General features: G+C 64.4%; 13 protein-coding genes and 2 pseudogenes. 5 read left to right on the top strand and 10 right to left on the bottom strand.

The window, feature by feature from the left end:
- The first annotated feature begins 437 nt into the window (after positions 1–437).
- On the top strand, positions 438–1646 hold the full coding sequence (gene opgC, locus KTQ42_RS18565) for an OpgC domain-containing protein (protein WP_249222985.1): 1209 nt from the start codon (positions 438–440) through the stop codon (positions 1644–1646).
- Here opgC and KTQ42_RS18560 read toward each other — a convergent pair.
- The 3 genes and pseudogenes from KTQ42_RS18560 to KTQ42_RS18550 all read right to left on the bottom strand — a co-directional run bounded on the left by KTQ42_RS18560 (position 1639) and on the right by KTQ42_RS18550 (position 5566).
- Positions 1639–2331, bottom strand: a complete 693-nt coding sequence (locus KTQ42_RS18560) for an SGNH/GDSL hydrolase family protein (RefSeq protein WP_249222984.1) — start codon at positions 2329–2331, stop codon at positions 1639–1641. The two genes, opgC and KTQ42_RS18560, sit on opposite strands and share 8 nt — an antisense overlap.
- Before the next feature lie 250 nt (positions 2332–2581).
- Positions 2582–3885, bottom strand: a pseudogene (locus tag KTQ42_RS18555) (MFS family transporter).
- Positions 3886–4066: 181 nt separating this feature from the next.
- The gene (locus KTQ42_RS18550; protein ID WP_217347112.1) at positions 4067–5566 is read right to left on the bottom strand and encodes an aldehyde dehydrogenase family protein; all 1500 of its coding nucleotides are present in this window, start codon (positions 5564–5566) and stop codon (positions 4067–4069) included.
- 231 nt (positions 5567–5797) lie between these two features.
- On the opposite strand from KTQ42_RS18550, the pseudogene KTQ42_RS18545 reads away from it, so the two are divergent.
- From KTQ42_RS18545 to KTQ42_RS18535, 3 genes and pseudogenes are all read left to right on the top strand, one after another.
- Positions 5798–7742, top strand: a pseudogene (locus KTQ42_RS18545) (sigma-54-dependent Fis family transcriptional regulator).
- Positions 7743–8007: 265 nt separating this feature from the next.
- Entirely contained in the window at positions 8008–9801 is a 1794-nt protein-coding gene (locus KTQ42_RS18540; RefSeq protein ID WP_217347111.1) for an NAD(P)/FAD-dependent oxidoreductase, read from the top strand.
- Between the two features lie 84 nt (positions 9802–9885).
- Positions 9886–10194: a hypothetical protein gene (locus KTQ42_RS18535; protein WP_217347110.1), complete on the top strand. Its 309-nt coding sequence runs from the start codon at positions 9886–9888 to the stop codon at positions 10192–10194.
- 332 nt (positions 10195–10526) lie between these two features.
- On the opposite strand, the gene KTQ42_RS18530 is transcribed toward KTQ42_RS18535, so the two are convergent.
- The 5 genes from KTQ42_RS18530 to KTQ42_RS18510 are packed head-to-tail and all read right to left on the bottom strand — an operon-like array spanning position 10527 to position 15957.
- Positions 10527–11516: a D-2-hydroxyacid dehydrogenase family protein gene (locus KTQ42_RS18530; RefSeq protein WP_217347109.1), complete on the bottom strand. Its 990-nt coding sequence runs from the start codon at positions 11514–11516 to the stop codon at positions 10527–10529.
- Entirely contained in the window at positions 11513–12382 is an 870-nt protein-coding gene (locus tag KTQ42_RS18525; RefSeq protein WP_217347108.1) for an alpha/beta fold hydrolase, read from the bottom strand. Before KTQ42_RS18525 ends, KTQ42_RS18530 begins: the two co-directional genes overlap by 4 nt.
- Before the next feature lie 33 nt (positions 12383–12415).
- A complete protein-coding gene (locus KTQ42_RS18520; RefSeq protein ID WP_217347107.1) occupies positions 12416–13747 on the bottom strand; it encodes an MmgE/PrpD family protein in 1332 nt (443 codons plus the stop codon).
- Positions 13748–13758: 11 nt separating this feature from the next.
- Positions 13759–14754 carry a tripartite tricarboxylate transporter substrate binding protein gene (locus tag KTQ42_RS18515; RefSeq protein WP_217347106.1) on the bottom strand — a complete coding sequence of 332 codons (996 nt, stop codon included), beginning with the start codon at positions 14752–14754 and terminating at the stop codon, positions 13759–13761.
- Positions 14755–14799: 45 nt separating this feature from the next.
- Positions 14800–15957, bottom strand: a complete 1158-nt coding sequence (locus KTQ42_RS18510; RefSeq protein WP_217347105.1) for an acyl-CoA dehydrogenase — start codon at positions 15955–15957, stop codon at positions 14800–14802.
- Between the two features lie 281 nt (positions 15958–16238).
- Here KTQ42_RS18510 and KTQ42_RS18505 point away from each other — a divergent pair, with 281 nt between their 5' ends.
- The gene (locus KTQ42_RS18505) at positions 16239–18311 is read left to right on the top strand and encodes an acetate--CoA ligase family protein (RefSeq protein ID WP_217347104.1); all 2073 of its coding nucleotides are present in this window, start codon (positions 16239–16241) and stop codon (positions 18309–18311) included.
- 429 nt (positions 18312–18740) lie between these two features.
- On the opposite strand, the gene gcvA is transcribed toward KTQ42_RS18505, so the two are convergent.
- Positions 18741–19643 carry a transcriptional regulator GcvA gene (gene gcvA, locus KTQ42_RS18500; protein ID WP_217347103.1) on the bottom strand — a complete coding sequence of 301 codons (903 nt, stop codon included), beginning with the start codon at positions 19641–19643 and terminating at the stop codon, positions 18741–18743.
- Positions 19644–19717: 74 nt separating this feature from the next.
- The gene (locus KTQ42_RS18495; protein WP_217347102.1) at positions 19718–20398 is read right to left on the bottom strand and encodes an FCD domain-containing protein; all 681 of its coding nucleotides are present in this window, start codon (positions 20396–20398) and stop codon (positions 19718–19720) included.
- Between the last annotated feature and the right edge of the window lie 183 nt (positions 20399–20581).

Below are 20581 nucleotides of genomic sequence, written 5' to 3'. Positions count from 1 at the left end.
ATGTAACTAGTTTCATTATTGTAAATTTATTCGACACAACAATTTTACAATGCGCACGAAATAACAAGAATGTATGTGCGATCGCGCACGTAATTACATAAATTTCCTGATTTCCTGGCATTTCTGACCTACTCACCGGGTGACTCACCATGCTTTCCGGATTCTGGCGGCTAGGAACCAGAGAATGTGAACATGGAAAATTTAATATTTTTTACGAGATTAATATTCCTAATTCCGATTACCCAGGAAACATGTTTTGACTGCTCGACGAATTCTCCTCTCCGTATTGCGCAATTTAAACATCCGATTGCCATCTTTATGGCTTTTCCATTTACACAATACCGATAATTCCTCGTCCTATTCCATCGGTGTTTTCAATCAAATCCCCGTCATCGCTTTTCCGGCAGACTGTCCCGTTACTCGACAGGTGAATGACCATGAATCGACGGTGGGAACTGGATCTGCTCCGGGGCTTCATGCTGGTAATGATGTTCACCACGCATCTGCCGACCCGGTTTTCCGACAAGCTCGGCCAGCCTTTCGGCTATGTGTCAGCTGCCGAGGGTTTCGTGATGCTGTCAGCCTTCATGGCAGGCCTGATCTACACCGGACGGGCGCAGAAGGCCGGGATACCGGCGATGAAGAAAGCCTTCTTCCGGCGCGTTACCACCGTGTATGCCTGCCACGCCACCCTGCTACTGTTCCTGTTTTCGGCCATTGCACTGCTCGGCCTGAAGCTCGACCAACCGGCGCTGACCAACCTGATCGGCTTTTACCTGTCCGACCCATGGGCCGCCCTGCCGGGCGCGCTGCTGCTGATCTACAATCCGCCGCTGCTCGACATCCTTCCGCTCTACATCCTGCTGCTGTTCGCTAGCCCCTTCGTGCTGGCCTTTGCGATGCAGCGCGGCTGGACCGGCGTGTTCGTCATCAGCGTGGCGCTGTGGGCATGCGGCCAGTTCCCGCTGTCGCAGGGGCTGTACGAAGTGCTGGCGCGCCATATCGGGCTGCGGGTGCCGTTTAGCGAAACCGGCTCGTTTGAAACCCTGTCGTGGCAATTCCTCTGGCTGTTCGGGCTGTGGATGGGCGCCGCCACCGCGCAGGGCCGACTGGATCACCGCAAACCCTTTCCGCAGGCCCTGCTGGCGGGCGCCGTCCTGGTGGTGCTAGTCTGCCTCATCTGGCGCCATACGGCGGGGCAGATTCCGGTGCCGGGACATGCCGAATCCCTGATCAATCAGCTCTTTGACAAATGGAAACTGGGGCCGCTGCGCATGCTGAACCTGTTCGCACTGCTGGTGGTGATCATGCATGTCGGGCCGCGCCTGAGCGAGCGGCTGCCACGTATCGGCTTCCTGGAAAAGCTGGGGTCGGCCTCGCTGCCGGTGTTCTGCATGCACCTGGTGGTGGTGCTTGCGGCGCTGACGATTGCCGGGGAGTACCGTCCAGGCCGGCCATTGCTGCTGGATGTGCTGATGATGGCGGCCGGCTTGGCTGCGCTGTATGCCACCGCACTGGTCACCCTGTACATCGACCGCGAGGAGCAACAGCGCATGCTGGCGGCGCGCAAGGAGCAGGAACTGCAGCGCGCCCGGCGCAGCCAGACCCGAGCCGCCAGTGCGGCCGAATCCGACCTGCCTACCTGAGCGACGGCGAGATCAGGTCGTGCCACAGCGCATAGCCGGCCTGGTTCAGATGCAGCCTGTCTTCCCGGAACAGTTCGGCGCGCGGCGCGCCACGGCTGTCGAGCATAGGCGTGAAGACATCGATATAGCGGGCATTGTCCAGCTGCGACACATAGTCGCTGATCAGGGCATTGGTGGCGCGGATGTCGTCCAGCATGCCGGCACGGGCAATGCTCGGCTTGATTGATACATAGGCGATGCGGGTAGCCGGCAGGGCGGCGCGCACGCCCTCGACGAAGCGGGTGAAGCTCTTCAGCACCTGTTCCGGCCGGCGGCCTTCGGCCAAGTCGTTCTCGCCGGCATAGATCACAACCGTGCGCGGTTTGTAGGGAATCACCAGGCGGCTCAGGTGGGCGGCGCAGTCTTCCATGCGGGAACCGCCGAAGCCGCGCTTGACCACGATGGGCGCGGTGTTGAACTGCTGTTCCAGGTTGTCCCAGAGGCGTATCGACGAACTGCCGACGAACAGCACGCCGCCCGGCGCCGGCATCTGTTGCTTATCAGCATTGGCGAAAGCGTCGAAGCTCGAAGTCCACCTGGGATCGATGGCGGCCTGAAGCCCGGCCGCGCTGCTCTGGCCCAGAGCCGGCTGCGCCAACCCCATGGCGAGTACAAGGGATACCACTGCCCGATAAATGGCAATCATTGCAAACCTTTAATTTAATTCAACCGGATCTTGCCGCATTTTGGGACGGCTCGCCAATATTAAAGGCAAGTGCTTGAAATAGATGAAAAAATTGTGATTTTTTTCATGCAATGACGTTGCTTTACCGTGCATACAGGCCAATCAGGCTACGGTTGCGTGCCCATTACTTCGATTGCAGGCGTGCGCCCGGCGTCTGTCGCGCGTTAAAGATGGGGAAGACGCGTGTGGCCGCGTCTCCCCGTTTTTCCCTTCAGGCAGCATCCTTCAGATAACCCACCTTGGCGGGGTCGCGCATCCTTAAGCAGACCACGAAGGCGATCGCACACATCGCCGTCACATACCAATAGAAGCTGGCTTCGTGCCCGGCCGACTTGAGCCACAGCGCAACATACTCGGCCGAGCCGCCGAAGATGGCATTGCCCAGCGCATAGGAAAGGCCGACGCCAAGCGCCCTGATTTCCGGCGAGAACATCTCCGAGTTGATTAGCCCGCTGATGGAGGTATAGAAGCTGACGATGGCCAGCGCGCCGAGTACCAGCACGAATGCGGCATAAGGGCTGCGCACGCCGGCCAGCGCATAGAGGATAGGCACGGTGCATAGCGTGGCCAGGCCGCCGAACCAGGGCATCGACGTGCGGCGCCCGATGCGGTCAGACAGCGCGCCGAAGAGCGGCTGCATCAGCATGTAGACAAATAGCGCGCAGGTCATAACCAGGCTGGCGGTCTTGGCATACATGCCGGCCGTGTTGACAAGGTACTTCTGCATGTAGGTGGTGAAGGTGTAGAAGATCAGCGAGCCCCGGCGGTGAAGGCGATCACGGTGAAGAAGGCACCCTTGCGCTGCATCAGGCCGGCGAAACTGCCGGCCTCCTTGGCGCCACGGCTCTCGGCGGTGGAAGTCTCGGACAGGGTGCGGCGCAGGTAAAGCGCTACCAGTGCGGCCAGCGCGCCTAGCACGAAGGGGATGCGCCAGCCCCAGTCGCGCAGTTGTTCCGTGGTGAGCAACTGCTGCAGCACCACCAGCACCAGCACTGCCAGCAACTGGCCGCCGATCAGGGTCACGTACTGGAAGGATGCGAAGAAACCGCGCCGCCCCTTTAGCGCCACTTCGGTCATGTAGGTCGCGCTGGTGCCGTATTCACCGCCGACCGACAAGCTCTGCAACAGCCGCGCCAGCAGCAGCAAAGCGGGCGCGAGCGTGCCGAAGCTGGCATAGGTCGGCAGGTAGGCAATGAGCAGCGAGCCGCCGCACATCATGAATACTGATATCAGCATGGCTGTCTTGCGGGCGCGCTTGTCGGCGATCCGGCCGAACATCCAGCCGCCAATGGGCCGCATCAGGAAGCCGGCGGCAAACACGCCAGCGGTGTTGAGCAACTGGGTGGTTAGATTACCGGACGGGAAAAACGCATGGGCAAAGTACAACGATGTGAACGAGTAGATATAGAAGTCGAACCACTCGACCAGGTTGCTAGAGGAGGCGGCGACGATGGCGAAGATGCGGCTGCGGTCATCCAGGGGGTGGGTAGCGGCTACGGGGTTTGCGGCATTCAGTTCGGCACCTTCCTGTGCTGGTCAAGACATGGGTTTACCAGATCGGGCGAAGTCGCTTGTGGACGTGGTTCGCGCTGCGGGCATCGTTTGGACATAGCCAGGTTTCATCACCCGCATACCGGGAAATGTCCATCAAAAGGGATTGCCAGTAGATCACCCGGCAGCCCGGCCGCGACTTACCCTACAGATCGAAGGCAATGCCCTGGGCCAGTGGCAGCTGATCCGAGTAATTGATGGTGTTGGTAGCGCGCTGCATATAGCCCTTCCAGGCATCCGAGCCGGACTCGCGGCCGCCGCCGGTCTCCTTGTTGCCGCCAAAGGCGCCGCCGATTTCGGCGCCGGACGGCCCGACATTGACATTGACGATGCCGCAGTCGCTGCCGGCAGCCGACATGAAGCGTTCGGCTTCCCGCATGTCCGTCGTGAAGATCGATGAAGACAGGCCCTGCGGCACGGCATTGTTGAGCGCGATGGCTTCCTCCAGGCTGTGGAAGCGCATCACATAGAGAATGGGCGCAAAGGTTTCCTCGCACACGATGCCGGTCTGGGTCGGCATCTCTACCAGCGCCGGCCGCACATAGTGGCCGCGCTCGCAGCCCGGCACCATTACTTTTTCGCCGCCATGCACCGTGCCGCCCTGTCCGGACGCAACTGCCAGGGCGCGCTGCATCGCGTCGAAGGCGGCGCCGTCGATCAGCGGGCCGACCAGGGTTTCAGGCAGCAGCGGATCGCCGATGCGCAGCCCCTTCATCGCCTCCTTCAGCGGCGGCAGTAGGCGCTGATGCAGGTCGGCATGGACAAACAGGCGACGCAGGCTGGTGCAGCGCTGGCCGGCGGTGCCCGCGGCGGCGAAGACGATGGCGCGCAGGGTCAGCGCCAGGTTGGCGCTGGGCGTCACCACTGCAGCGTTGTTGCCGCCAAGTTCGAGGATGGCGCGCCCGAACCGGGCCGCCACCCGAGGCGCCACTTCCCGGCCCATGCGGGTCGAGCCGGTGGCCGAGAGCAGCGGCACGCGGCCATCGTCCACCAGCTGCGCCGCCAGCGCATGACCGCCCTGCAGCACTTCAAGCAGGCCGGACGGCGCTGCGCCGAAACGCTGACAAGCCTGGCCGAACAGGGCGGCGCAGGCCAGCGCCGTGAGCGGCGTTCTTTCGGAGGGCTTCCAGACCACGCTGTCGCCGCAGACCCAGGCCAGCGCGGCATTCCAGGCCCACACCGCTGCCGGGAAGTTGAAGGCCGACAGCACGCCACACACGCCTAGCGGATGCCAGGTTTCCATCAGCCGGTGGCCCGGCCGCTCCGATGCCATCGTCAGCCCGTACAACTGGCGCGACAGGCCCAGCGCGAAGTCGCAGATGTCGATCATCTCCTGCACCTCGCCTAGCCCTTCCTGCAGGATCTTGCCGGTTTCCAGCGTGATCAGCCGGCCCAGCGGCGCCTTGTGCTCGCGCAGCACATCGCCAAACAGCCGCACCAGCTCGCCGCGCCGCGGCGCCGGCACGTCGCGCCAGGCGAGATAAGCCTGGTGAGCGCGGCCGACGGCGGCGTCGGCCTGGCTCACAGAACTGGTTGCGATCCCGGCCAGCGGCCTGCCGTCGATCGGCGAGACGGACTGCAGGCCAGCCGGGTCCAGCCTGCCGGGCTGCACGCCCAGCTGCGATAAAAGCGCGGTCACGTCCATGGAAGGCTCCTGTTGAATTGGCGGCTGCGTCAGCCTTGGGATAGGCCAAGTCTGTCGCAGCCGGCCGCGCCAAGCAAGCGTCGGCGAGGGCTTTACGGGACAGCCTGGGCAAGGTCCCTGCTGCCAATCGCGGTTCATGGCACGTTACGGACGAGATTGGTATTAGACTAGCAGCCTGCTTTCTGTGCCTCACAACGCAGCCGGACACCGATCCGGCGCAAGGAGACCCGCATGCGGCATCAGCAACGCGAACACATCGCCACCGTTTTGCGCGTGGCGGACCATGGCGGCGCGGCCGCGGCGGTGCCGCCCGAAGCGGTGGCGCATGATGACGTGATACGCAGCTCATGGCTGCGCTGCGTCAACGACCATCGGCTCGACCCGACCTGCATGCGCGAGGCCGTGATTCTTCCGGGGCCGGTGCTGCGCGAGCACCAGGACCAGATGGAAGACTTCCTGCGCATTGCCCGCCATGGCTTGGAATCGCTTTACCAGCAGGTGGCCGGCCTCGGCTATGTGGTGCTGCTCACCAATGCGTGCGGCGTCACGGTCGACTTCATCGGCGACCTGCAGCTGGACCGCAGCCTGCGCAAGGCTGGCCTCTATCTCGGCGCCGACTGGAGCGAGCGCCATGCCGGCACCTGCGGCGTTGGCACCTGCATCAGCACAGGCGAAGCGCTGACTGTGCACCAGGACGACCACTTCGACGCGACCCACATTCCGCTCACCTGCAGCACCGCGCCGGTCTATGGCAGTGACGGCCGCCTGAATGCGGTGCTGGACATCTCCGCCCTTACCTCGCCCCAGCCCAAGGCCAGCCAGCACCTGGCGCTGCAACTAGTGAAGATGGCGGCGCAGCGGGTGGAGGACGCGGGCTTCCTGCGCCGCTTCGGCCAGGAATGGGTGCTGCGGCTCGCCTCGGCGCCGTAGTTTCTGGAAGTCAGCCCGGAATACCTGCTGGCGCTGGACGCCTCCGGCCATGTCGCCGGCTACAACCGCCGCGCCCAGCTGCTGCTGGAAACGCCGGGCGCGCCGCCGCTCTTGGGCCGGCATATCGAACAGCTCCTGCAGCTCGACTACAACCACCTCGGCCGCTATCTACAGACCGCGCCGGCCGACCGGCGCGCGGTGGTGGTCAACGGCAGCAGGCGCATCCTGTTCCTGCTGGCGGCACCACCGCCGGCACGCCAGGCACAGGCCGTGCAGGCAGCCCAAGCACGGCAGATCCCGGCGCCGCTGGCGGCGCTGTCCGGCGGCGATGCACTGTTGGACCGCCAGATCGAGCGTGCCGCCAGGCTGGTCAACACGCCGGTCAGCCTCCTGCTGACCGGGGAAACCGGCACCGGCAAGGAATACTTCGCTAAGGCCCTGCATGAAAGCAGCGAGCGCCGGCGCGGCCCCTTCATCGCCGTCAATTGTGCGGCCATACCCGAGACGCTGATCGAGAGCGAGCTGTTTGGCTATCTGCCCGGCAGCTTTTCCGGCGCGGCCCAGAAAGGCAAGCGCGGCCTGATCGCCGAGGCGCATGGCGGCACCCTGTTCCTGGACGAGATCGGCGACATGCCGCGCCATCTGCAGGCCAGGCTGCTGCGGGTGCTGGCGGAAAAGGAAGTGCTGCCGATTGGCGCGTCGCGGCCGGTGCAGGTCGACATCCGGGTGATCGCGGCCACCCACTGCGCGCTGGAGGCGTTGGTGCGCGAAGGCCGCTTCCGCGACGACCTGTACTACCGCCTCAACGGCGCGCGCCTTGCGCTTCCGCCGCTGCGGCTGCGCCAGGACCTGGCCTGGATGATGGACCAGATGCTGCGCGCCCATGCCAGGCGCAACGGCATGCAGCATGCGCCCGAGCTGGCCGCCGACACCGCACAGCTGCTGCATAGCCATCGCTGGCCGGGCAATCTGCGGGAACTGCGCAACGTGCTGGAATATGCGGTCGCGGTCTGTAGCGGCCACCGCATCGAGCCGGCCGACCTGCCGGACGGCATGGCCATGTCTGGCGCCCTCGAAGCACCGGCTGCCGCCGCGGCCGACACGCCGGCGCGGCAGCTCGAAGCGCTGCTGCATGAATGCCGCTGGAACGTGACGCTGGCCGCGTCCCGCATGGGCGTGGCGCATGACCTTGTACCGGCGCATGAAACGGCTGGGCATCGTCAGCCCTAACCATACGCAAGCCTGAGCACGCACCGGGCGGCTGGCGTCCTGCAAGTGTCACAGCTGTGACACCTGTCACAGGCCGGGTGACGGCGCAGGTGCCGCACAGCCGGTCCAGCGCGCCCGCATGCCTCCCATGCGCGGCAGCCTGCCTCGCTGACGGATTCTTTTGATTCATAGGCTTGCATGCCTGCCCGCAGTCCGCGCTAGGCGCAGGCGGCGCTGGCACGCGGCTTGCGAAAGACGATGACCGGCACGAGCCGGGCTATTCATATCATGGAGGCAGACAAATGATGATTACCCCCACCCAAGCGGCGGCAGGCTGGCTGGAAGAATTCGGCGTGGCCTTGAAGAGCAACGACCTGGACGCCGTGGCCGCGCTGTTCCAGGAAGACTGCTACTGGCGCGACCTAGTTAGCTTTACTTGGAACATCAAGACCATGGAAGGCCGGCAGCAGGTGCGCGACATGCTGGCGGCGCGCCTGGCCGACACCGCGCCCTCGAATTGGCGCTTGGAAGGCGATGCGACCGAAGCCGACGGCGTGGTTGATGCCTGGCTGACCTTCGAGACCGGCGTGGCCCGCGGCCGCGGCCATCTGCGCCTGAAGGACGGCCGGGCCTGGACGCTCTTGACCACGATGACCGAACTGAAGGGGCATGAGGAAAAGACTGGCGAGCGGCGCGCCAAGGGCGCCGAGCATGGCGTGCAGAAGGGCCGGCTGTCCTGGCTGGAGAAGCGCCAGCAGGAGGAACGCGAGCTGGGCTACAGCACCCAGCCCTATTGCCTGATCATCGGCGGCGGCCAGGGCGGCATTGCGCTCGGCGCGCGCCTGAAGCGCCTGGACGTGCCGACCATCATCGTCGAGCGCAATCCGCGCGCTGGCGACTCCTGGCGCAACCGTTACAAGTCGCTCTGCCTGCACGATCCGGTCTGGTACGACCACCTGCCCTACCTGCCTTTCCCGGACGACTGGCCCGTGTTCGCGCCCAAGGACAAGGTCGGCGACTGGCTGGAGATGTATACCAAGGTGATGGAGCTGAACTACTGGAGCAGTACCGAGGCCGTCAGCGCCCGCTTCGATGAAGGGAAGAAGGAATGGGAAGTGCTGGTCAGGCGCAATGGCGAAGACGTGACGCTGCGCCCGAAGCAGCTGGTATTCGCCCTGGGCGTGTCGGGCTTTCCGAATGTGCCGAAGATCGAGGGCGCGGAAGACTTCCAGGGCGTGCAGCACCACTCCAGCAAACATCCCGGCGGCGAGGCCTTTGCCGGCAAGAAGGCGGTGATGCTGGGCGCGAACAATTCGGCCCATGACATCTGCGCCGACCTGTGGGAAAACGGCGCAGACGTCACCATGATCCAGCGTAGCTCCACCCACATCGCGCCATCCGAGTCGCTGATGGAGCTGGCGTTGGGCGGACTATATTCGGAGCAGGCGGTGGCCAACGGCATCACCACCGACAAGGCCGACCTCACCTTCGCCTCGGTGCCGTACAAGATCATGCATACCTTCCATATCCCGGTGTACGAGGAAATGAAGAAGCGCGATGCCGACCTCTACGAGCGGCTGGAAAAGGCCGGCTTCATGCTGGACTTCGGCGACGACGGCTCGGGCCTCTTCATGAAATACCTGCGGCGCGGCTCCGGCTATTACATCGATGTCGGCGCCTCCGAACTGGTGGCCAACGGCAGCATCAGGTTGAAGAGCCGGGTCGACATCCGGCGCATCAAGGCCAACTCGGTAGAGTTGAGCGACGGCACCGAACTGCCGGCCGACCTACTGGTATATGCCACCGGCTATGGCTCGATGAATGGCTGGGTGGCGCAGTTGGTCTCGCCGGAAGTGGCGGACAAGGTCGGAAAATGCTGGGGCCTGGGCTCGGCCACTACTAAGGACCCCGGCCCGTGGGAAGGCGAATTGCGCAACATGTGGAAGCCGACCGCGCAGGAAAACATGTGGTTCCATGGGGGCAATCTGCATCAGTCGCGGCACTATTCGCGCTACCTGTCGCTGCAGCTGAAGGCGCGCATGGAAGGCATCCCAACCCCGGTGTACGGGCAGGCAAAGGTGCATCACCTGCGTTGATATTGGTCTGGATCAAGGAATCATTAGTTTCTCTGTAGAAACTAACGGGTACCATGGCATGCTCTTTCCCAAAGGAGAGATGCCATGGCACAGCCGCTTTGTTTTTACCGTAACCTGACCGATATCGCAGAAAACCGCATCAGGGAGTTGATCTTGCAGGCCGGGACGGCGGAGCGGCGCGTCGACGCGCTTTTCCCCGAGGCCGGCGGCTATTACCGGGCCTGCGCGCTGACGGTTTTTCTGGCATGGAACGATGTCACCGAAGGATGGCAGTCCGAGCAAGACCGCGACCGCCTGGCCGCGCTGGCCGGTGCCGAGGGGCTGCAACCGGCGTGTTCGCCGCAGGCGCTGGCGCCTGGTACCAACCGTGGACGAGCGAGGCTGGACGCCTGAGCTTTGGGCATCGGCGCGCAGCCAAATGACAAACCCGGCAATACCCGACGCCACCGCCCCGCTGCCCCGGTCCACTGGCTGGCCCGCTGGCTGCCGGTCTGGCGTAGGGTGGAATCCCCGAAGGGGCATTCCACCATGGGTCGAGCGATGAAGGTAGCCGACAATGACGTCGCGGTTGGCAAGCGGCGGTGGAATACCCAGAAGGGACATTCTACCGAGGTCGAGCAACAAAGTTGGTGGACCAGGCCAGCGCGGTCTGCGACGCATGGTGCAATGCCTTTCGAGTATTGCACTCCACAAAAGCGGCGAGTGCCCCACGGCCAATACCAGCCCTATCTCGCTCGCCTGGCCGCTTCCGCCTTCAGCATCGCCGCATTAACCACATGCACCGGCGCACCCGCCACATAAGCCAGGATCTGCTCGAACACCTTCTCGAACCCAAATTCATAGGCATCGCGCTCGACGTAGCCAAGGTGCGGCGTGCATACCGCATTCGGCAGCGCAAGTAGGGGATGGTCCGTCGCCACCGGCTCATGCTCGTACACGTCCACCGCAGCCCGGCCCGGCCGTCCCGCCCGCAGCGCCTCTTCTAGCGCTCCGGCTTCGATCAGTTCGGCGCGGCTGGTGTTGACGATCATTGCATCCGGCTTCATCAGCGCTAGATGGTCGGCAGTGACGATGCCGCGCGTGGCATCGGTCAGTCGGATATGCAGGCTCAGCACGTCGGACAGCTCGAACAGCTCGCGCTGGCTGGCGGCGTTGAGATGGCCGTCTGCGCGTGCCTTGTCCAACGTGGTGTCGCGGCCCCAGACCAGCACCCGCATGCCGAATGCGCGGCCATAGCCGGCAACCAGCGCGCCGATCCGGCCGTAGCCGAAGATGCCGAGGGTGCGGCCATGCAGCACGTCGCCCATGGTCGACTGCCAGTGCCCGGCCTTCAGGCGGGCCACTTCCTGCGGTATGTGGCGCAGCGCGCCGAGGATCAGTCCCCAGGTGAATTCCGCCGTCGCATATGAAGGCCGACCATACTGCCCGGCCGACACCAGCACGCCATGCCGGCTGCAGGCGGCCAGGTCTATATGGGGCGTCACGCCATGCTGGCTGATCAGCTTCAGGCGCGGCAAGCGCTCCAGCAGCGCTGCGCTGATGCTGCTGCGCTCGCGGATCAGCACCAGCACTTCCGTGTCGGCAAGCCGGCTGGCCAGCAGGTCGATATCTTCCACATGGTCGTTCCAGACCGTGACCTCATGGCCATTCAGCAGCCGGAAGCAAGCCAGCGAACGCACGGCATTCTGGTAGTCGTCGAGGATTGCGATCTTCATGACTGCGCCTGGCTGAAGAAGCGCAAGGCCAGCGCATTAAAGCGTGCCGCCTGTTCATACTGCAGCCAGTGACCGGAATCGGCAATCACGCTAACCGACTCGGGCCCGAGGTTCTGCGCAAGCCAGTCGCGACGCTGGGCGAGTTCATGCCGCTGGTGCGGGTCGTCCCGTCCCAGCACCACATGTACGGGCATCTGCAGGGCCGCCAGCATCGGCCGCAAATGCACCGAGCGCGACAGCTGGCGGGAAACGAAGCGGTTCTGCCGTACGCATTGTTCCAGCAGGTCGAGCGCCTCTGGCGTGGCCAGCGCTGGATTCTTCACCATCAGCTCATTGAGCGTAATCGCAAGGCCAGCGCGCAGGCCCTGGTTGCGTGCCGCCTCGGCCGCACGGGCCTGCAACGCCTTGACTTCCTCCGACACCTGGCCCAAGCCGGGCGGATTGACCAGCAGCAGCCCGGCCACCGCATCCGGAAACAGCAAGGCAACCCGCACTGCAACCGCGGTGCCGAAGGAAAAGGCGGCGATGCCCGGCCGCGTGTCGCGCAGCGGCGGCGCCAGCGTGGCACGCAGGCCGGCGATGGCTTCGCCGACCGGACGCGCCAGGCCGTCAATATCGCTTTGCGGCGCGGCATCACATGAAAGACCAAAGCCCGGCAGGTCGATTGCAAAGACCGTGTGGTGCTGCGCCAGCGCGGCGATGTTGTCGCGCCAATGCAGCCAGTTGCCAAAGCCGCCGTGGATCAGTACCAGCGGCGTGCCATTGCCAGCGCTGACGTAATGCAGCTTGCCCAGGCTGGTGTCGACCATGCCGTGATGCAGGCCGTCACCCGGTTCATTCGATGTTGCCATGTCTCGTTTGTCCATAAAAGTCTGCCGGCGCCGCGCCGGCTCACAGGCTCAGAGCGTTTCAAGACCTGGCAATTCGTCCAGGCGATGGAGTTTTCCCAGCAGCGCGCCCGCGGCCTCGCTTCCCAGCACCGGGTCCGCCAGTTCTCGGTATTTCTGCTCCAGTTCCCGGTCCGACAGCGGCGCTTCCGGATCGCCCTTGCGAAACGGCTGCAGCCAGGACAGCACTTGGCCATCGCGCAGCCGGATCTCGAGACGGGCGGCGCGTTGGCCGGGGAAGGCAGCGTCCAGTTCCGGATCGAGCGTCAGCGCGATCTTCTTCATCAGCGCGCGGGTCGCCGCATCGTTCATGCGCGCCGGCTCGAACGCGGCCAGGCGCACGCTGCCATGGATCAGCGCACTGGCCACCGTGTACTTGACCGAGAAGCGCGCTTCCGCGGGCGTGGCCGGATTTTCATAGCCGGCCACTTCCAGCGCGGCGCGATAGGTGCCGATACTGATCTGCTCGATGTCTTCAGCCCGTATACCGTGCTGCGCCTGCAGCGCCAGCGCGCCATCGATCGGCGCGAAGGTATGGCCACAGCAGGCGTGGTTCTTGAACGTGATGCGGGTGATATGAAAGTCGCGGCCCAGGGTCGCCACCGCTTTTTCCCAGTCGGGGTTGTCACTCATCGCGCGACCCAGGCCGGCTTCGCCTTCTAGAATGTCGAGCGAGCCGGTCACGCCCTGCGCCGCCGCCAGCGCCGCGGTGACGCCGGCCTCGGCGGCGCGGCCGGCATGCAGCGGCTTAGACATCGAATCCATGCGGAAGGCCTGCTGCAGTCCGGCGGCGAAGGTGGCCACGGTGGCGAGCGCATGCGCAAAGCGGGCCTGGTCCAGCCCCAGTATCTCAGCCGCCGCCGCCGCCGCGCCGAAGCAGCCTATGGTGCCGGTGTTATGCCAGTGCCGGTAATGCGCGCGGCCCATCGCAGCGCCGATGCGGGTGGAAATCTCGTAGCCCACCACCACCGCGCGCAAAAAGGCCTCGCCCGACACCTTGCGCGACCGGGCCATAGCCAGCGCCGCCGCAATGGTGGGCGCGCCCGGATGGTAGATCGCTTCGCGGAAGATGTCGTCCACTTCCACGATATGCGAGGCGGTGCCATTGACCAGCGCCGCCAGCCTCACGGTGGCTGGCTGGCCCAGCATCAGGCGGGCGCTCCCGTGGCCTAGCTCTTCCGACAAGGCCCGTTCCAGCGATGTGGCCGGCGGCAGCACCGCGCCCGGCAATGCGGCCGCATGCCAGTCGATCACGGCGCGCTTGGCGTGATGCACGACTTCCGGCACCATCGCCGCGCCGCGGTAGTCAACGGCGAACTGCGCAAACTGTTCAACAACGTACATGCCTTACTCCCTTACTCGGCGGTGGCGCCGGAAATCCTGACAACGTTTGCCCATTTCACCGTTTCGTCCTTCATGTACTGGCCGAATTCACGCGGCGTCGAGCCGACCGGTTCGGCGCCCTGCTCGATGAACTTGGCACGTATCTCGGGCATCGCCAGCACGCGGGCAATGTCGGCCGATATCTTTTCCGTCACGGCCTTCGGCATGTTGGCCGGTCCTACCAGGCCGAACCAAGAGCTGGCATCGAAATTGGGGTAGCCGGATTCGGCCACGGTCGGGATGTCGGGCAAGCCGGTTGAACGCTTCTTGCTCGACAGCGCCAGCGCCTTGAGCCGGCCACTGCGCACATGCTGCACCGCCGACGGAATCGTGGCGAACATGAAGTGCACCGAGTCACCGCCCAGCAGGTCATTCAGCGCGACCGCGCCCTTGTACGGCACATGGGTCGCTTCCACATTGGCCTGCGACTTCAGCAGCTCGGTGGCCAGGTGGGAGGCGGTGCCGCTGCCGGTGGAGGCATAGAAGTACTTGCCCGGATTGGCCTTCAGTAGCGTCATGAATTCCTTGAAGTTATTGGCCGGCATGGTCTTCGGATTGACGATCAGCATGTTGGGCACGTCGGCCACCAGCGAGATCGGCGTGAAGTCCTTCAGATGGTCGAAGGGCATGCGCTTGTACAGGCTGGTGTTGACCGACAGCGGGCCGGTGGAGCCCATGAACAGGGTATAGCCGTCGGGCGCGGCCTTGGCCACGGCGGCTCCGGCGATATTGCCGCCCGCGCCGGGACGGTTTTCCACGATCACCGACTGGTTCCATATCTTCGACAGCTCGACGCCCAGCATGCGGGCGATGATGTCGGTCGTGCCGCCGGCGGAGAAGCCGACGATCATGTTAACCGGCCTGGCGGGCCAGGCCGGGTCCTGGGCTGGCGCATTCTGCGCAAGCAGGGCAAGGGCGGCGCCGATCGCCGGCAGGGCGAACTTGCGCAGGGTGGCATTGAATTTCATGAAGGTCTCCTTGATCGTTATTTTTTGTAAAGCCAGGACAAGCTCTCAGGCCGCCTTGGCGGCGCGCTGCGGAAAGGACCGGCCGAACACGCCTTCGGCGATCCGGTTCTTCAACATCTCGATCGAGCCGCCGGCTATCATCCAGCCACGGGTGCGGCGCACGCAATACTCGATCAGCATTTCCTGGCTATAGCCCATGGCGCCCAGCACCTGGAGCGCTTCATTGGCCACGTCCCAGCCGGCCTGGTTGCAGGCAAGCTTGGCCATTGCGGTGCTTTGCGCGGACGGCAGGCCATGCTCGCCTTCCAGCGCGGCGCGATACAGCAGCAGCTGCGCGGCTTCGAGCTTCATCGTCATTTCCGCAAATTTCCACTGGATGCCCTGGAACTCGCACAGCGGGCGGCCGAACTGCTTGCGGGTGGCCGCATGTTCGCGTGCAATGTTGAAGGCATAGCGGCCCAGCGCCAGCGAGCGCGAGGAATTGCCCAGCCGCTCGACATTGAAGCCCGCAATCTGTTTCTTGAAGCCGCCCAGGCCCAGCAGCACGTTGGCGCGCGGTATGCGGCAATTCTCGAAATAGAGCTGGCTCCACTGCTCGCCGCTCATGAAGGATGAGGGCTCGCCAACGGTAAAGCCAGGTGTGCCGCGTTCCACCAGCACCGAGCCGATGCCATCGACGCCAGGGCCGAAGCGCACATAGATCAGGAACAGGTCCGCTTCCGGGCTGTGGGTGGAAAACACCTTGCTGCCATTGATCAGATAGCCGTCACCGTCTTCGGTGGCGCTAGTCTTGAGCTCGGTTACGGCCGAGCCGGCATCGGGTTCGCTCATGCCCAATGCGATCAGCTTCCTGCCGGCCAGCAGGTCGGGCAGGAAGCGCTCCTTCTGCCCGGCGCTGGCATATTCGACGAAGGTGCGGATCGGGCCGAAGTTGCCGGCCTGGACGATGTCTGCGCTCTTCGGGCAGGCCAGCGCGACTTCCTGGATCGCTAGGACCGCATGCATCAGCGTGCCGCCCTGGCCGCCATCGGCATCATCGAAGGCGATACCCAGTAGGCCCTGCTCGGCCAGCATGGCGGCCACGTCCCACGGATAGCGGGTGTCGTGGGCACGTGCCAGCGCGCCTGGCGCTAGCTTGTCCTGCGCAAAGCGGCGTACGGAATCGGTAAAGGCACGGTGCTCTTCACTCAGTTCGAAATTCATTCTGGTCCTCGTTGATCAATCGTCGGTTTCATGCTGCTGATTACGCTGCAGTGTGCGCCCGGGTCGGTGCTTTGACAATTTCCGGTTATGCAAGCCTGCATGAGAAAAACTCATGGCAGCCGGATCCTGGCTTTACAAAAAGGCATAGCTGCATACCAAATCGGAAATGGCCGGCCGACAGCGCCGATGCAATAATCGCTGCGGCCCGGCGCTTTGCCTCACAGCTGCCCGGAGGCCTTCCGCCCACTCCGCTCATTGTTGATTCGAAGGACAAGCACAGCATGCCCGCCACACCCGACGCCAGCCTTGGACAGGCGCTCTTCTCTCCGCGCAGCATCGCCATCATTGGCGCTTCCGACGATCCAGCTAAGACCTCCGGCCGCCCGGTGCTGTTCCTGCGCCGCGCCGGCTTTGAGGGCGCGATCTATCCGGTCAATCCGCGCCGCGACACGGTGCTTGGCGAACGCGCCTGGCCGTCCGTGGCGGCGCTGCCCGAAGTGCCCGACCATGCCTACATCGTCACGCCGACCGATCTGGTGCTGCCGGCGCTGGAGGAATGCGCGGCTGCCGGCATCCGGGTTGCTAGCATCCTGGCCAACGGCTTTTCCGAAGCCGGACCGGAAGGCCTGGCGCGCGAGGAGCAGCTGCGCGCCATCTGCGCTCGCACCGGCATCCGGGTGGTGGGGCCGAATAGCCTGGGCGTGGTGAACGTGCACCGGCGCTGCATGATCACCGCCAATGCCGCCTTCGCCGAGCCGGAACTGCCGCCGGGCGGCATCTTCGTGGCCTCGCACAGCGGCAGCATGATCGGCGCGCTGGTATCGCGCGGCAAGGAGCGCGGCATCGGCTTTGCCGGCCTGGTCTCGGTGGGCAATGAGGCCGACCTTGGCATCGGCGAGATCTGCCTTGCCACGCTGGACGACCCGGACATTACCGGCTACCTGCTGTTCCTGGAGACCATACGCAAGGGCGACCGGCTGCGCGAGTTCGCGCTGGCCGCCGCCGCGCGCGGCAAGCCGGTAGCGGCCTACAAGCTGGGCCGCTCGGCGGCCGCGGCGGAACTGGCGGTGTCCCATACCGGCGCACTGGCCGGCGAGGACGATGTAGCCGACACCTTCCTCAAGGACTGCGGCATAGCCCGGGTCGAAACCTTGGAAGCATTCATTGAATGCCTGCCGCTGATGGCGCGTATGCCGCTGGTCCATCGCAAGTCGCCACGGGTGGGCGTGATCACCACCACCGGCGGCGGTGCGGCCATGGTAGTGGACCAGCTTGGCATGCGCGGCGTGCATGTCGAGACCCCGTCCGGCGAGACCTTCGCCCGGCTCGCCGAGGCCGGCGTGAAAGTGGGCCATGGCGCCATCGTCGACCTGACGCTGGCCGGCACCCGCTATGAAGTGATGAAGGCGGCGATCGACGTGATGTCGGCCGCGCCGGAGTTCGACCTGATCGTGGCGGTGGCTGGCTCCTCTGCTCGCTACCATCCCGACCTAGCGGTACGTCCCATCGTCGACAGCAGGGACGGACTCAAGCCGCTGGTGGCCTTCCTGGTGCCGGAAGCGCCGCAGGCGCTGGCGCTGCTGTCGGCCGCCGGCGTGCCCAATTTCCGTACGCCCGAAGCCTGCGCCGATGCCATCGCCGCCGCCTTTGCACGCCGCGCGCCGCGGGCGCAGGCCACGCCCACGCAGGCGGATGCCACACCGCGCATGCTGGATGAACTGCAGGCTTATGGTCTGCTGGAGCGCATTGGCGTTGCCCATGCGCCGGTCGCCGCGATTGCTGCCGCCGACACGTACGCCGTACATGGCCTGGCCTATCCGCTGGCGGCCAAGGTGCTGCATGCCGACATCGCTCACAAGACCGACGTCGGCGGCGTGGTGCTGGGCATACAGGACCATGTCGGCCTGCTGCAAGCCATGAAAACCATTTCCACCGAGGTCGCAGCGCGCCGGCCTGGCACCACGGTCGAGCGCATCCTGGCGCAGAGCATGGTGCGTGGCGTGGGCGAAGTGTTGATAGGCTACCGGCTCGATGCCCAGGTCGGTCCGCTGGTGATGCTGGCCGCCGGCGGCGTGCTGACCGAGATCTATCGCGACCGCAGCATGCGGCTAGCGCCGGTGGATATGGACACCGCGCGGGAAATGATCGGCGAGGTCAAGGCATTGCAGGCCCTTGCCGGCTACCGCGGCAAGCCGGCCGGCGACCTCGACGCGTTGGCCCAGGCCATCGTTGCGCTTTCCGGGCTGGCGCTGCTGCCGGACCTGAAGGTGGCGGAGGCGGAGATCAATCCCTTGATCGTGCGCGTCGCCGGCGAGGGCGTGGTGGCGGTGGATGCGCTGGTGAAGCTGGCGTAAGAGCCCGCCTGGTTACGTGGCATATCATCCTGGCCCGAGGCCAGGATCAGTCCGACGTCGCGATGTTGGCCGGGCCAGGGACAGGCGTGGCACCGGCTGTAGTGGTAGGGTGGAATACCCCGAAGGGGCATTCCACAGCAGTTGCAGTTGTGCTTGCACCCGGGTTTCACTGCGCTCAACCCAGGCTACGGGCTACGCGCTGATGGAACAATACAAGGGTGCAATAGCCGAAGCGCATTGCACCGCCGTTCGCAAACCGGGATCGGATCGTCGACCGACTTTCCTGATCGGCCAATGGTGCAATGCCCCTTTGGGGTATTCCAGCCTACAAAAGCGACATTTTGACCGCTCGGCGTATCTCCAACACGGCCCGCTTAACCGGGGTTGAAACGCCACGCTGACAGCAATGGTCATGGCAACCTCATTGGGTCATGTACCCGCCCGCCGCGTCTCATCTAGCAGCCATTCCCGAAACACCCCCACCTTGGCCGGCATCGTATCCCGCCGCGGCAGCAGCAGGTAATAGGCGAATCCAGGCCGCGTCACCGTCTCGAACGGGCACACCAGCGCGCCGCTTTCCAGCTCCTGGTCCAGAAGGCTGATCTGCCCGATTGCCACCCCCAGCCCTTCCACCGCAGCCTGATACGTCAGGATCGAACTGGAAAACACCATGCTGTCCCGATGCTCGGTCAAGTCCGGTCGTCCCACCGCTTTGAACCAGTAGGGCCAGTCATTACTGCGGTAATGCGAATGCAGCAGTCGATGATGCTTCAGGTCGTCCAGGGTCTGCAGTGGCGCACCGGGCCTATTGAGCAGGGCCGGGCTGCAGACCGGCGTGATGCGGTCGCCCAGCAGGCGCTCGCATTGCAGCTCGGGCCAGTTGCCGTCGCCAAACTGGATCGCGAGGTCGATCTCATCGCTGGCAAAGTCCGCCGGAGCGACATCGGTGCTCAAGCGTACGTCGATCTCCGGATGCGCCTGCTGGAACAGCGGCAGCCGGCGCATCAGCCACTTGGCGGCAAAGGTAGTGTAGGCGCGTACCCGTAGCGGCCCGCTGCGGTTGTTGGCCAGCAGGTCCTGGGTCGCGGCGGCAATCCGGGCAAATGCCGGGCTGACTTCTTGCTGATAGCGCCGGCCGGCGTCGGTCAGGCTGATGCCGCGCTGCTCCCGGTTGAACAGCTTCACCTGCAGATAGTCTTCCAGCAGCGAGATCTGCCGGCTCACGGCGGACTGGCTCACATGCAGCTCGTCAGCGCCGCGTGTGAAGCTGCCGAGTCGCGCAACAGCTTCGAATACCCGCAATGGATTCAGCGGTGGAATGGTTTTGGCCATGATCTCTCCTGAGGCCGGAAGTATAGGGCAAGCAATGCCCCAAACGGGGCGTCCTTGCCCGCATGCGGCCAGCCTCAATAGCCGAACATGTTTCGCCGGACCTGCACGAGGTGCGCTTCCATCAGTTCGCGCGCCGCTTCGGCATCGCGCGCCTTCAGCGCGGCCACCAGGTCGCGGTGCTCCTTTTCATAGATGGCACGCCGCTCCGGCGTCACGCTGCGCTTTTTCAGCACGCCCCAATCGCCCTGCTCACGCACGCTGTTCATCAGCTGGAACATGCTGCGGGCGAAGTTGTTGTGCGTGGCGTCCGCAATCGTCTGATGCAACGCGCCGTCCCAGTGCTCGAATTCCTTCAGGGTCCGCGCCGCTTCGGCACGGGCGCAGCATTCCTCCATCTTCATGAAGTCGGCCGGCGTGGCATGGCGGATGGCCAGCTGCATCACGACCGGCTCGAGCAGCACCCGCACTTCCATCAGTTCGGCCGGGCTGGTCTCCATCGCGGTGACCTGGGCAGCGCCGGCCTGCAGCTTCTCGCTGGCATCGGCGCTGACATAGGTGCCGCTGCCCACCACCTGGGTGATCAGGCCCTGCTCCTTGAGCTCCGACAGCACCCGCCGCACTACGCTGCGCCCGATATGCCATGTCTCGGACAGCTCGCGCTCGGTCGGCAGGCGGTCGCCGCCATGCAGCCGGCCTGAACGCAGCTCGTCCAGCAGGAAATGACGGAATTCATGCAAGGTGTCTGACGAGTACATGCGCCCTCCTGGAAATGGTTGAAATTATAAACCAATTGCCTGTTGAATCAGCTCAATTGCTAATGCTGTTGATCCAATGCGGGCAAGCAATCGTTTATTGGCTTGTACTGAAAGGCGATTTCACGGGTTGACATTGGTCGGTCCTTGGTTTAACTTGGTTCATCTTAAAACCAATTTGCATCA

The organism is Noviherbaspirillum sp. L7-7A (assembly GCF_019052805.1).
GTDB lineage: Bacteria > Pseudomonadota > Gammaproteobacteria > Burkholderiales > Burkholderiaceae_D > Noviherbaspirillum_A.
The sequence above is the reverse complement of the archived record's forward strand: the minus strand, read 5'-3'. Positions and strand labels throughout refer to the sequence as shown.